The organism is Cellulophaga sp. 20_2_10, assembly GCF_023476645.1.
Classification (GTDB): Bacteria; Bacteroidota; Bacteroidia; order Flavobacteriales; family Flavobacteriaceae; genus Cellulophaga.
The window spans coordinates 744675-758234 of sequence record NZ_JAMCOJ010000001.1 but is presented as its reverse complement, the minus strand read 5'-3'; the positions used below and the strand labels follow the sequence as shown (position 1 = coordinate 758234).

Genomic DNA, 13560 nt, shown 5'->3' with positions numbered 1-13560 from the left:
TATGAAAATTAAATACATAACATCATTAGTGCTAATTAGTTTGTTAATAGCTTGTAAAGACAATAAAACAGCTGATGTAATTAATACAGTAAAGAAAGGTACAATTACAATTAAGCAAGATACAGTTATAACTGCGCCAGTCCTAGAAGAGATAAAATACAAATCTCTTACTGGTTTGGCAGATACTACGTTTGTGCGCTTGGCAGATTTTAGTGGAGATTTTGCTTATGATTTGCGCTATGCAACTACCAATAATTTTTTAAAAGCTAAAGTGTACGATTGTCCTGAGTGTTACACTCGTGTAAAAACAGCTAAAGCGCTTTTAAAGGCTAATGCATATTTTATGAAACTTGGATACCGAATTAAGTTTTTTGATTGTTACAGGCCAAATTCTGTGCAATATAAAATGTGGGAGATAGTACCTAATCCGCAATATGTGGCTAACCCTAAAAAAGGATCTATACATAACAAAGGCGGCGCCGTAGATATTACCTTAGAAACCTTAGATGGTAAAGAAGTAGATATGGGAACAGATTTTGATTTCTTTGGAAAAAAAGCGTACCATGATAATACTAACTTAGCTGAAGATATTTTAACAAATAGAAAATTGTTAAAAGAAACAATGGAAAAACACGGCTTTTGGTCTATACGTACAGAGTGGTGGCATTACAATTTATCTGCTATGTCTAATGCAAAGGTGGCTAATTTTAAGTGGGATTGTCCAGAGTAGTTTGTTATACTTTACGGCATAGAAGAACAATTTTATTATTGTTACAATCTGTAGTAAAAAACAAATAGTTTGTACCACCATCTTTAATTTTAAATTTTTTGCGAATGTTTGCAACACTTTCAGGAAAGTTACGTGTGGTAATATTTGCTTTTGTGAGTTGTAAACGCTGAATTTCCTTTTTATTAAAGGCTATTTGTTTTTCAACCTTAAAAGATCTGCCAGCAAAATCTATGATTTCATTAGACGTGTATAAATGGGTATGCTCGTGAAGTTTACTTATATTGTAATGAGCAGCAACAGATTTAAACGCTCCTGCCTTTAAAATAGCCGAATTGGGCTCATAAACATATTGTTGAGGTGTACTATAGGTACAGGCGGCTTCTTTTTCTTCAGTATAATTAAAAGAAAAAATTGCATCTTCGGTTTTAGTTAGATTTATAGTTTTAATATAAATGTCTCCTGTATAGCCTTTCTCTAAAACCCATAGCAATTCTTTTACATCGTTATGAAGTGCTACAACGTGAATTTCTTTTACACTTTGTAACGATTTTATTCCAATTGAGAAATCTAATAGCGGTGATGTTTTTATAAGAATGTGATCAGTTTTACTAAAAATTAAACTTAAATGTTCTGGTACATTAGGTAAGCAATCTTCTAAAAAAAAGACCTTTCCTTTGGCGTCATTTCTTCTAGAGGGGTCAATGTATATCCAATCAAAAAACAGAGGTGTTTTTTGTAGAAAATCTAAACCGTTTTCTGCGTAGGTATTAATATTGTTTGCACCTAACGTTTTAAAGTTATGTGTTGCTATTTTAGATACGGTTTCAGAAATTTCACAATGGTAAACAGTAGCTAGTTTTTTTGCAAAAAAAAAGCAATCTACACCTAAGCCACCTGTAAGGTCTATAAGTGTTTTGTTATTTACAATAGAAGCTTTGTATGCGGCTGTTTTTTCTGATGAGGTTTGCTCTATGTTTAGTTTGTTAGGGTAATATATATAGGGTGTATTGTACCAAGTAGGTAACTTGTCTTTGCACTTGTTTTTAGCCTCAATTTGCGCTGCTATTTCTTTGTTAGATACATTGTTTAGCACCTCTTTTTTAAGCAGAATAGACATTATATCTGTGCTTAAATTTTCAGTAATAAAATCTTGTACGCTGGTATGTAAAATAGTTGTATTCAAGCTTTAAACTATAAATTTTTTGTCATAGATTTTACAATCTTATTCTCTGCAAAAAACTCTTTTAAAATTACTTTTATAGCCGTGTATCCCGGTACAGCTATTATCATACCTGTAATGCCAAAAAGTAAACCGCCAATAATAATAACTAGGAAAATTTCTAAGGGATGAGATTTTACACTATTGGAAAATATAACAGGTTGCGAAAAGAAATTGTCTACCAACTGACCAATAGCAAAACCGATCATAACATAACCTGTTTTTGGTAATATTACATCGCTAAAGCTCTCTCCTAAATTACTAGACATTGTAAGGGCCATCATTAATACACCTCCAATAATTGGCCCTACGTAGGGTATAAGATTTAGTAATGCACATAAAAAGGCAATTACAATAGCGTTTTCTATACCTATAACCAGTAAAACAATAGTGTAAATAACAAACAAGATTAAGATCTGAAAAACCAAACCAACAAAGTATCTAGATAGCAAGTTACTTATGGTGTCCATAGATTTTTTAAATCTGTTTTCTTTGGTTTGTGGTATTAACATTAAAAGTCCATCACTAAAAAGTTTGCGATCTTTTAAAAAGAAAAAAGTTATAAAAAGTACAGAAAATAAACCAATGCTTAAACTGCCAAGTACACCAACAAGTGAGTTTAAAAAATCTGGAATAAATGCAAAATCTAATTTACTGAAAAAATTGGAGGACTTTACATTTTCTTCTATATCGTGTGTGCTAACTCCAAAGTAATTTACAACTTCTGTGTATAAGTCTTCTGCGTTTCCTTGTAGTTGGTCTATATCTAAAAGAGATAAATTTTTACCTTGCTGTATAATCAGCGGAATAAATAAAGCAATAATGCCACCTATAATGCTAATGAGCAATAGCATGGTTATAATAACAGCTAGTGTGTTATTAAACTTTAATTTGTCTCGTAAAAAAATAACAATAGGTCTGCCAATTAAAGAGGCGACTGCTGCAATAGAGATATACGCTAATACAGAACTAATTTTATAGAGAAAAAAACATAATAAAAGAACGCCAACTATAATACCTAGAGCGCGTAAAATACCATCTGCTATTGTTTTTGATTTCATTAATTTAGTTGTTAAAAACGTATTTAATAATATTGGCTCCCATTTGTAAAGCTTTTAATCTTACTTCAGGAGCATCATTATGAACTTCTGGATCTTCCCACCCATCACCTAAATCGCTCTCAAAAGTAAATAACAATATAAGTCTATTATTGTGAGTTATGCCAAAAGCTTGTGGTCTTTTTCCGTTGTGCTCGTGTATTTTAGGTAAACCATCAGTAAATTTATATTTTTGGTTAAATATAGGATGGTTTGCGCCTAATTCTTCAAGTTTATTGTTGGGAAATAATTTTGCTAGCTCTTTTCTAATGTAAGGTTCCATACCAAAATTATCATCAATATGTAAAAACCCACCAGATAATAAATACGTTTTTAGGTTTGCTGCTTCTTCATCAGAAAAAACCACATTACCGTGTCCCGTCATATGTAAAAAAGGATACTGAAAAATACCAACATTGTTAACCGCTACGGTTGCTGGTTTTGCTTTTATTTTTGTTCCTATTTCGGTATTGCAAAATTGAATTAAATTAGGCAATGCAGTAGGGTTAGCGTACCAGTCTCCGCCACCATTGTATTTTAAAATAGCAATTTCTTGTGCTTGTAAAGCTGTTGTGGTAACAAATAATAGTAGCAAGCAAAAAAGAGCAGTTTTTTTCATAAAATTAATGGTGTTGTAATTATGGATTTAAAAAATACTATCCGTTATTTATCATAGCAACAGTGATGCAGGCTACTATAGCAGCAGTTTCTGTACGCAATCTGTTTTTACCTAAAGATACAGGAATAAAACCATTTTCATAGGCCTGTGTTATTTCAGAGGGAGAAAAATCACCTTCTGGTCCAATTAAAATAGTTACGTCTTTGTCTGCTGCAACTCTCCTTTTAAGTTCTGCTTTTTCCTCATCTTCACAATGTGCAATAAACAGTAGATCTTTATGTTCTTTTTTTACAAATTCTGAATATGCAATAGGAGCATTTAATTTTGGAAGGTACGTTTGCAAGGATTGTTTCATCGCAGATTGCAATACCTTCTCCATACGTTCTAATTTGATAATTTTACGTTCAGAATGATCGCAAATTATAGGAGTTATCTCGTTTATACCTATTTCAGTAGCTTTCTCTAAAAACCACTCAAACCTATCATTCATTTTAGTTGGTGCAACAGCTACGTGCATCCAATGCATTGGTCTGTGTTTTTTTTCTTTAGAAATAATCTGAACCTTACATTTTTTCATATCAGCAACCATAATCTTAGCAGTAAATAAATAGCCATTACCATTGGTTATGTACAATTCATCTCCTTCCGTTTTACGTAACACCTTAACAATATGTTTGCTTTCTTCTGAAGGAAAAACAAATTGAGAAATACTATTGTCTAATGTCTCGCTATAAAATAATTGCATAAATTTATAATTAGGTTACTGTTTGTTTTGTTTACTCGTTAATTACGTAACGTGCTTTTGCTGTTATTTCTTGTGTAGCAAATAATTCTTCTTTGTATTTTAAATAACCAACAATACCAATCATAGCAGCATTGTCTGTGCAAAATTCAAAAGGAGGAATAAAAGTTTTCCAACCGTGTTTTTGTTCTGCTTCCTGTAAAACCTTTCTAATTCCCGAATTAGCAGATACGCCGCCACCTATAGCTATTTGGTTTACTCCGGTTTGCGCTACTGCCTTTTTTAATTTGTCTAATAAAACGCTAATAATTGTGTACTGTATAGAAGCACAAATGTCATTCAAGTTTTCGGTAATAAAATTAGGGTTTTTCTGTGTTTCTCTTTGTATAAAATAGAGTACACTTGTTTTAAACCCACTAAAGCTAAAGTCTAATGCGCCTACTTTAGATTTAGGAAAAGGAAAAGCTTTAGGGTTACCCAATTGTGCATATTTATCTATTAAAGGACCTCCAGGATAAGGCAAGCCTAATATTTTTGCACTTTTATCAAAGGCTTCACCAACAGCATCGTCTAAAGTCTGACCTAAAATTTCCATATCAAAATAACTCTTAACCAACACAATTTGCGTGTGTCCGCCACTAATAGTCATTCCAATAAATGGGAATGTAGGTTTTTTACCAGATTCGTTATCAATAAAATGAGCTAAAATATGAGCCTGCATATGGTTAACCTCTATTAAAGGTATGTTTAACCCCAGGGCTAAAGATTTGGCAAAAGAAGTACCAACAAGCAAGGAACCCATTAATCCAGGTCCTCTTGTAAAAGCTATTGCAGATAAGTCTTTTTTGTTGATATTTGCCTTAGCTAATGCTTGGTGCACCACCGGCACTATATTTTGTTGGTGTGCTCTAGAGGCTAGCTCGGGAACAACACCTCCATATTCTTCATGAATCTTTTGCGTAGCAACAACGTTGCTAAGCATTTTACTGTTATGTAAAACGGCCGCAGACGTGTCATCACAAGAAGATTCTATTGCAAGTATGTATATATTGTTTTTTTCCACGTATTTTTGGAATAAATATTGAAGTAACAAAGGTAAAACATAAAGGGCTATCAAAAAACTATTTAAAATACTACTAAGAATATTGCTGGTTATTATACTGCTTTGTCTTATTACGACCCTTATTTTTTCCTTGTCTTCTGTACAGACGAGCTTAGCTAATTATGCAACAAAAACCATAAACGAAGATTATGGTACCAATTTAAAAATAGACAAGCTTAAAGTTAACTTTATTACTTGGAACACTTCTGCAAAAGGCATCTACGCAGAAGATGAAAAAAAAGACACTCTTTTTTATATAGGTGATCTTACCACGTCTATCTTAGATATAAAAAATTTAGTAAAAGGTCAATTGGAGTTTGGAGATATAGACATAGATGATCTTCATTTAAAATTAAAAAGATATAAAGGGGACCCTTCGACTAATTTAGAAGTTTTTATACAGAAATTAGATGATAAAAAACCACGTGCTGCTGGTAGCAAACCTTTTAAGTTAGGATCTTCTAATGTCAGAATAGAAAATAGTAGGTTTCAGTTAATTGATGATAATTTAGAACGACCACAGCAGTTAGATTTTAAAAACTTGAATATTGGAGCAACAGATTTTCTAATATTAGGACCAGATGTATCTGCACAAATAAACACACTTACCTTTACAAGTAGAAAAGGACCTAAGGTAGAAAACTTAACCACGGCCTTTAAGTATTCTAGAACTCAAATGAGATTTGACGCTTTAGAGATAAAAACAAAAGAGTCTAACTTAAAAGGGAATTTAGTTTTTAATTACGATCGTAAAGACTTTGCAGATTTTATTAATAAAGTGCAGATAGATGCAAACTTTACAGACTCAGAAGTTGCTTTAGACGATATTAACATGCTCTATAATGAGTTTGGTAGTGGTAAAAAAGTAACCTTGTCTACAAAGGTTAGCGGTGTTTTAAACGATTTAAAAACAGATCGTCTTATGCTTTTTTCTGATAACACTGGTGTTCGTGGCGATTTTAACTTTAAAAACCTATTTACACTAAGTAAGCCTTATGTTATAGATGCTAATATGAAAAGTGTAACGACTAGTTATTATGAGTTGCGCTCTTTATTACCAAACATATTGGGGAGTGTATTGCCTTCTTCTTTTGCTAAATTTGGACAATTTACAGTTAGAGGTACCACCTCTATTACAGAAACTTTGGTAAAAGCCAAGGTAAATATAAATACGGCCATTGGTAGTAGTTATGCAGATATAGAACTTACAAATATTAATAATATAGATAATGCAAATTATCACGGTTTTGTTTCTTTAATAGATTTTGATCTGGCTAGCTTTTTAGAGTCTAAAAGCTTTGGTAAGGCAACAGTAGATATTAATGTAGACGGTAAAGGGTTTGTTGCAAAAACAATGAACACAGAAATTACAGGGGAAGTGTACAGTATACAATTTAATAAGTACACGTATAGAAATATAAAAGTAGTTTCAGGTATATTAAAGGAACAGTTTTTTGACGGTGCTTTAATTAGCAATGATGAAAACTTAAAATTAAACTTTAAAGGTCTTGCCGATTTTTCATCAGAAAAAAATACGTTCGATTTTATTGCATCTGTAGATCACGCAAATTTTAAAGCTTTAAATTTTATAAATGATAGTGTTTCTGTATTTAAGGGTAATATTAATATGGATATTACAGGGAATACACTAGATAACATTGTTGGTGCTATTAAATTTACAGAAACTAGTTATCAGAATAAAAACGATACGTACTATTTTGAAGATTTTAAAGTAACTTCAGATTTTGAAAATGATTCTCTTCGTAAAATAGCAATTAACTCACCAGATATTATTACCGGTTATTTAGAGGGTAATTTTAGGGTAAATGAGCTTGGCAAATTAATGCAGAATTCTGTTGGTAGTATTTATACCAACTATAAACCACATACGATATCTGAGGGTCAGTATGTAGATTTTAAATTTAATGTTTACAATAAAATTGTAGATGTGTTTTTTCCAGAGGTTAAATTTGGACCCAATACATTTATTAGAGGAAGTGTTGTTGCAGACGAAGGAGATTTTAAACTAACATTTAAATCACCCGGTATAGAAGCTTATGGCAATAAGTTAGATAAGATAGATGTTAAGATTGATAATAAAAATCCGCTTTTTAATACCTTTATTTCTGTAGACGATGCCACTACTAGTTTTTACGATGTTAAAAATTTTAAGTTGATCAATACCAAGTTAAAAGATACGCTATTTTTTAGAACGGAATTTGCTGGTGGCCGTGGGTATGATGATAATTACTTCTTAAACTTTTACCACACATTTAACAAAGACAATAGATCTGTAATTGGGCTTAAAAGGTCTACTGTTCTTTTAAAAGGAAACGAGTGGGTAATTAATAAGAATAGGGATAAAAATAATAAGGTTATTATTAATACAACTTTAGACAGTATAGATATTAAAGAAATTGTCTTTAACAATGCACAAGACGAGCAAATAAAACTTAGCGGTAAAGTTATAGATTCTACCTACAAAGATTTACTGCTAGAGTTTAATGACGTGTCATTATATAAAGTAACACCAGCGTTAAAAAATTTAGAGTTAGATGGCGAGGTAAATGGATCTTTAAATATTTACCAAGAAGATGGGAAGTATATGCCATCTAGTAATTTAACGATGACAGATTTTACCATTAATAAGATTAGATTAGGGAATCTAGGTATAGAAGTTGTTGGTAACGATGATTTAACTGTTTTTGATGTAGAAACGCATTTGCGTAATAAGGGGGAAGATCGCCTCGTTGTAACTGGTGTTATTAATAATAACGACAATATACCAACAGCAGATTTAAATGTAGATTTTAAAGACTTTTTATTAGAACCTTTTTCGGCTTTAGGAGAAGGTATTATTACTAATATTAGAGGATCTATAAATGGTGAAGCAAAAATAACAGAAAGTCTTTCTAACCCAGAAATTACGGGCAAGTTGTTTTTAAGCAATGCAGGTATAGGTGTAGATTATTTAAATGTAGATTATAGTTTTGCAGATAACTCTGTGGTTAATCTGTTTAAGCAAACTTTTGATTTTGAAGAGATACAGCTAACAGATATTGCTATGAACACTACAGCTACGTTAGATGGCACTATTAGTCATAAAGAATTTGCGAAGTGGGATTTGGATTTAAATGTAAACACAAACAACAATCGTTTTTTAATTCTTAATACAGAGTATAACGAAGAAAGTTTATACTATGGAACAGGGTATTTAAATGGTACCGGAAAAATTTATGGCCCTACAAAAGCACTTAATATAGATGTGTTAGGGGCAACGGCTAAAGGAACCTCTTTAAAAATACCTTTAAGTGATGTAGCTACTGTGGGCGATTATAATTTTATAAACTTTGTAACAAAAGAAACAGAAGAAGAAAAAGGACGTGTTCTTAGAAGCTATGAAGGTTTAGAGTTAATGTTCGATTTAGATGTAACTCCAGAAGCAGAAGTAGAGATTGTAATAGATCCTAGTACAAAAAGTTCTTTAAAAGGAACAGGAGGTGGTACTATTTTGATGGAAATTAATACCAACGGTAAATTTAATATGTACGGCGAATTTGCGACAGCTACTGGCGAATACAATTACAAGTACGGAGGTATCATAAACCGTAAGTTTACGGTAGAGCCAGGAGGTTCTATTATTTGGGATGGTTCACCTTTAAATGCTGAGGTAAATATGAAAGCCAAATATTCTTTAGAAGCAAACCCAGCTCCGTTGTTAGATAACTCTGATTACAGAAACCGTATCCCTGTAGATGTTGTAGTAAGCTTAGAAGGCCCATTAGAGAAAACAGAAATAGATTTTAATATAGAATTTCCTGGAACCAGTTCTATTGTAAAGTCGGAACTAGAATATAGACTACTAGATCATAACTTTGAGCAAAACAATGCATTTTACTTGCTAGCGCAGGGAACTTTTGTAAATGAAGAAAGCGGCTTAAATGCAACAGCGCTAAGTGGCAACCTAGCGCAAACAGCATCTGGTTTACTTAATTCGGTTTTTAAAAATAATGGAGAAAACCTAGATTTAGGTATTGTGTACGAGCAAGGAAATCTTAATCCTAATGCGGTACAAACAGAAAATAGAGTTGGTGTAACTGTGTCTACAAGGCTTGGAGAAAGAATCTTGTTTAACGGTAAGTTTGGAGTTCCTGTAGGTGGTGTTGGCGAATCTGTTGTTGCAGGTGATATGGAAGTACAGGTTATCTTAAATGAAAAAGGAACACTAAGTGCTAAAGTATTTAATAGAGAAAACGAAATTCAACAATTTTTAGCAGAGCGTCAAGGATATACTCAAGGAGTTGGATTAACATATCAAGTAGATTTTGATACGTTTAAAGAGTTAATGCATAAAATTTTCCCTAAAAAAGCACGCAAAGAAGAAGAGCTAAAAGTAAAGGAAAAGCAAAAAACAGCTCAAAATTAAAATTGAATATAGTTCAAGACTATCTTCTAAAAATCATTTTTTCTTCAGAATTCATCATTTTTCGACTTTAAAATCACATATTTTTAAGAGCTTTTGATAAAACTTATTAACGAAAACGTTTGAAGTTTTAGTCGTGCCAAAATTTAGGGTTCATACCGTTAATTTATTAAAATAAGTTTCCTAGCTTTACTACTATAAATTTATAAATGGCGTCAAAAATTAAAAAAATAGCAGTATTTACATCTGGTGGAGATTCTCCTGGGATGAATGCTGCAATAAGATCTGTTGTGCGTACATGTGCTTATTTAAAGATAGAGTGTGTAGGTATTTATAGAGGGTATGAAGGAATGGTTGAAGGAGATTTTAAACCAATGGATGCCCGTAGTGTAAACAACATTATTAACAAAGGTGGTACAATATTAAAATCGGCTCGTTCAGACTCTTTTAGAACAAAAGAAGGTCGTAAACAAGCGTACGATAATTTAATAGCAAATAATATAGATGCTTTTGTTGTAATTGGTGGCGATGGTAGTTTTACCGGAGCAATGATCTTTAATCAAGAATATAATTTCCCAGTAATGGGTATTCCTGGAACTATAGATAACGATATTTTTGGTACAACCTACACTCTAGGTTTTGATACTGCTTTAAATACCGTTGTAGAGGTAATAGATAAAATTAGAGATACAGCAAGTTCTCATAACAGACTTTTCTTTGTTGAGGTTATGGGTAGAGATGTTGGCCATATTGCATTAAATGCAGGTGTTGGTGCGGGAGCAGAGGAAATACTTATTCCTGAAGAAAATTTAGGTTTAGATCGTTTGCTAGAATCTTTAAAGCGTAGTAAAAAATCAGGTAAGTCGTCTAGTATTGTAATTGTTGCTGAAGGAGATAAGACAGGTAAAAATGTTTTTGAACTTAAGGAATATGTAGAAGAACATTTGCCAATTTACGATGTACGTGTATCTGTGCTAGGACATATGCAACGTGGTGGCTCACCTTCTTGTTTTGATCGTGTATTAGCGAGTAGAATGGGAGTTAGGGCTGTAGAAGCTTTGTTAGAAGGGAAAAGCAACTTAATGGTTGGCACTCAGAATAACAAAATTATTCTAACACCAATAGAACAAGCAATAAAAGGACACACAAAAATAGATAAAGAGCTCATTAGAGTTTCAGACATAATGTCAACATAATTAATAACAAAAAGCAAGAAAATGTCAAATTTAAAAATAGGAATCAACGGATTTGGAAGAATAGGTAGGTTGGTTTTCAGAACAACAATAAAAAGAGGAGATGTAGATGTTGTTGCAATTAATGATTTATTAGATGTAGAACACTTAGCATACCTTTTAAAGTACGATTCTGTTCACGGTAATTTTGATGGAACTGTAGATGTTAAAGACGGGCATTTAGTAGTAAACGGTAAAGTTGTACGTATTACAGCAGAGCGTGAGCCTAAAAACATTAAGTGGGATGCTGTTGGTGCAGAAATCGTTGCAGAATGTACAGGTATTTTTACAACTTTAGAAATGGCTCAATACCATATAGATGGTGGTGCTAAAAAAGTTGTTATCTCTGCGCCTTCTAAAGATGCTCCTATGTTTGTAATGGGTGTTAATCATAAAGATGTAAAAGCATCAGATACTATAGTTTCTAATGCATCATGTACTACAAATTGTTTAGCTCCTATAGCTAAAGTGTTAAATGATAATTTTGGTATAGAAGAGGCTTTAATGACAACTGTACACGCAACTACTGCAACTCAAATGACAGTAGATGGTCCTTCTAGAAAAGATTGGAGAGGTGGCCGTAGTGCAATGTTAAATATTATACCAGCTTCTACAGGTGCTGCAAAAGCAGTAACTAAAGTTATACCTGCATTAGCGGGTAAATTAACTGGTATGGCTTTTAGAGTGCCAACTGCAGATGTATCTGTAGTAGATTTAACGGTACGTTTAGAAAAAGAAACATCTTACGAAGAAATTAAGAAAGTTTTTAAAGCAGCTTCTGAAGGAGAATTACAAGGTGTTTTAGGATATACAGAAGAACTTTTAGTTTCTCAAGATTTTATTGGAGATTCTAGAACTAGTATTTTTGATGCAAACGCTGGTATGGAGTTAAACTCTAAGTTTTTCAAAATAGTTTCTTGGTATGATAATGAAGCAGGTTTCTCTAATAAAATGGTAGATTTAGCACAACACGTAGCTAGTCTATAATCGTTTTATAAATGTGATATAGTATCCTGAAAATTGGTTAATAATTACTTTTTTTCAGGATACATTAATTTTAAGTAATAACGTATGATTTTAATTGTAGATAGCGGTGCTACTAAGTCAGATTGGATTGCCTTGAATGATAAAGGCGAGCAATTGTTTATGACGCAAACCTTAGGTTTAAGTCCAGAAGTATTAACTAGAGAGGTTATAGAAGATAGGTTGGCTAATAACTTTGAATTGTCTAAAAACAAAGAGAAAGTTACCAAGTTACATTTCTATGGAGCTGGTTGTGGTACTGAGCGTATGCGCTTATTTTTAAAAGATATTTTTAAGGTCTTTTTCCCTAACGCGGTAGCGGAGGTAAAAGAAGATACTTATGCGGCAATACACGCTACTACAAAGCTTGGTGATCCTGGTATTGTTTGTATTTTAGGTACAGGGTCTAATTGTAGTTATTATGATGGAGAAAATGTGCATCAAAAAGTAACATCTTTAGGGTATATTTTAATGGATGACGGTAGTGGTAACTTCTTTGGAAGAAAACTACTAAGAGATTACTATTTTCATAAAATACCTAAGGATTTGGCAGATAAGTTTGCAGCTGAATATGATTTAGAAGCAGATGTTATAAAAGAAAATTTATACAAACAGCCTAATCCAAATACATACTTGGCAACTTTTGCTAGGTTTATTATAGAGAATAAAGATCATCCTTATTCTAGAGGCGTTATTAATAAAGGATTGCAACAGTTTATTAATAACAATGTAATGCAGTTTGAATTGGCTACTAAAGTACCTGTAAATTTTGTGGGTAGTATTTCTTATTTTTTAAGAGATGAATTAGCTAAAGTTATAGAAAGAAACGACCTTATTTTAGGTGTTATAAGAAGAAGGCCAATTGAAGGATTGGTAGACTTTCATAGAAGCACTATTTAATACTAGTGTAGTTGTTAAATAGCTTATAAATAAAAAAGCGTAACCTTTTAGAGTTACGCTTTTTTTATGCTTTTATTTTTGTTGTTTTACTTATTGAACAGCAATCATAGAAATTTCTACGTTAACAAATTTAGGTAAGTTAGCTACTTCTACCGTTTCTCTTGCGGGTGCAGTATCTGCATTAAAGTAAGAACCATAAACTTCGTTAATTTCTGCAAACTGATGCATATCGTTTACAAAAATACAAGATTTCACTACGTTTTCAAATGTCATTCCGGCTTCTGTTAGTATAGCTTTTAAGTTTTCCATACTCTGTTTAGTTTCAGCTTTAATATCACCCTCTACCAAATCTCCTGTTTTTGGATCTATTGGTATTTGACCAGAAATATATAACGTATTGCCAGTTAAAACAGCTTGGTTATATGGTCCTATAGGAGCAGGTGCATGTACCGTTGTAATAATTTTTTTCATCT

At 32.4% G+C, this 13560-nt stretch carries 11 protein-coding genes; 5 read left to right on the top strand and 6 right to left on the bottom strand.

Annotated features, from left to right (window positions below):
• Position 1: 1 nt before the first annotated feature.
• The gene (locus tag M4I21_RS03345; protein ID WP_249557612.1) at positions 2-730 is read left to right on the top strand and encodes a M15 family metallopeptidase; all 729 of its coding nucleotides are present in this window, start codon (positions 2-4) and stop codon (positions 728-730) included.
• Positions 731-734: 4 nt separating this feature from the next.
• On the opposite strand, the gene M4I21_RS03340 is transcribed toward M4I21_RS03345, so the two are convergent.
• Genes M4I21_RS03340 through tsaD form a run of 5 tightly spaced genes read right to left on the bottom strand, consistent with a single transcriptional unit; the run spans position 735 to position 5470 of the window.
• On the bottom strand, positions 735-1913 hold the full coding sequence (locus M4I21_RS03340) for a THUMP-like domain-containing protein (RefSeq protein ID WP_249557611.1): 1179 nt from the start codon (positions 1911-1913) through the stop codon (positions 735-737).
• 8 nt (positions 1914-1921) lie between these two features.
• Positions 1922-3010 (bottom strand): AI-2E family transporter, encoded by a 1089-nt coding sequence (locus M4I21_RS03335; RefSeq protein ID WP_249557610.1) that lies wholly within the window; start codon positions 3008-3010, stop codon positions 1922-1924.
• A 4-nt stretch (positions 3011-3014) separates the two neighbouring features.
• On the bottom strand, positions 3015-3665 hold the full coding sequence (locus M4I21_RS03330; RefSeq protein ID WP_249557609.1) for a DUF4159 domain-containing protein: 651 nt from the start codon (positions 3663-3665) through the stop codon (positions 3015-3017).
• A gap of 37 nt (positions 3666-3702) precedes the next feature.
• A complete protein-coding gene (locus tag M4I21_RS03325) occupies positions 3703-4410 on the bottom strand; it encodes a 16S rRNA (uracil(1498)-N(3))-methyltransferase (RefSeq protein WP_249557608.1) in 708 nt (235 codons plus the stop codon).
• A gap of 31 nt (positions 4411-4441) precedes the next feature.
• Complete coding sequence (gene tsaD, locus M4I21_RS03320; RefSeq protein ID WP_249557607.1) at positions 4442-5470, bottom strand: tRNA (adenosine(37)-N6)-threonylcarbamoyltransferase complex transferase subunit TsaD; 1029 nt, start codon at positions 5468-5470, stop codon at positions 4442-4444.
• A gap of 82 nt (positions 5471-5552) precedes the next feature.
• On the opposite strand from tsaD, the gene M4I21_RS03315 reads away from it, so the two are divergent.
• From M4I21_RS03315 to M4I21_RS03300, 4 genes are all read left to right on the top strand, one after another.
• Positions 5553-9935 carry a translocation/assembly module TamB domain-containing protein gene (locus M4I21_RS03315; protein WP_502798708.1) on the top strand — a complete coding sequence of 1461 codons (4383 nt, stop codon included), beginning with the start codon at positions 5553-5555 and terminating at the stop codon, positions 9933-9935.
• Between the two features lie 206 nt (positions 9936-10141).
• Positions 10142-11128 carry a 6-phosphofructokinase gene (gene pfkA, locus M4I21_RS03310; protein WP_249557605.1) on the top strand — a complete coding sequence of 329 codons (987 nt, stop codon included), beginning with the start codon at positions 10142-10144 and terminating at the stop codon, positions 11126-11128.
• 21 nt (positions 11129-11149) lie between these two features.
• The gene (gene gap, locus M4I21_RS03305) at positions 11150-12151 is read left to right on the top strand and encodes a type I glyceraldehyde-3-phosphate dehydrogenase (RefSeq protein WP_249557604.1); all 1002 of its coding nucleotides are present in this window, start codon (positions 11150-11152) and stop codon (positions 12149-12151) included.
• An 84-nt stretch (positions 12152-12235) separates the two neighbouring features.
• Positions 12236-13087: an N-acetylglucosamine kinase gene (locus M4I21_RS03300; RefSeq protein WP_249557603.1), complete on the top strand. Its 852-nt coding sequence runs from the start codon at positions 12236-12238 to the stop codon at positions 13085-13087.
• A gap of 90 nt (positions 13088-13177) precedes the next feature.
• Here the strand turns inward: M4I21_RS03300 and M4I21_RS03295 are convergent, their stop codons facing one another.
• Positions 13178-13558: a RidA family protein gene (locus M4I21_RS03295; protein WP_249557602.1), complete on the bottom strand. Its 381-nt coding sequence runs from the start codon at positions 13556-13558 to the stop codon at positions 13178-13180.
• Between the last annotated feature and the right edge of the window lie 2 nt (positions 13559-13560).

Excerpts from the sequence above, each read along its gene's own strand:
- M4I21_RS03345 (WP_249557612.1), top strand. The coding sequence starts at position 2 with ATGAAAATTAAATACATAACATCATTAGTGCTAATTAGTTTGTTAATA.
- M4I21_RS03335 (WP_249557610.1), bottom strand. The coding sequence starts at position 3,010 with ATGAAATCAAAAACAATAGCAGATGGTATTTTACGCGCTCTAGGTATT.
- M4I21_RS03330 (WP_249557609.1), bottom strand. The coding sequence starts at position 3,665 with ATGAAAAAAACTGCTCTTTTTTGCTTGCTACTATTATTTGTTACCACA.
- M4I21_RS03325 (WP_249557608.1), bottom strand. The coding sequence starts at position 4,410 with ATGCAATTATTTTATAGCGAGACATTAGACAATAGTATTTCTCAATTT.
- pfkA (WP_249557605.1), top strand. The coding sequence starts at position 10,142 with ATGGCGTCAAAAATTAAAAAAATAGCAGTATTTACATCTGGTGGAGAT.
- gap (WP_249557604.1), top strand. The coding sequence starts at position 11,150 with ATGTCAAATTTAAAAATAGGAATCAACGGATTTGGAAGAATAGGTAGG.
- M4I21_RS03300 (WP_249557603.1), top strand. The coding sequence starts at position 12,236 with ATGATTTTAATTGTAGATAGCGGTGCTACTAAGTCAGATTGGATTGCC.
- M4I21_RS03295 (WP_249557602.1), bottom strand. The coding sequence starts at position 13,558 with ATGAAAAAAATTATTACAACGGTACATGCACCTGCTCCTATAGGACCA.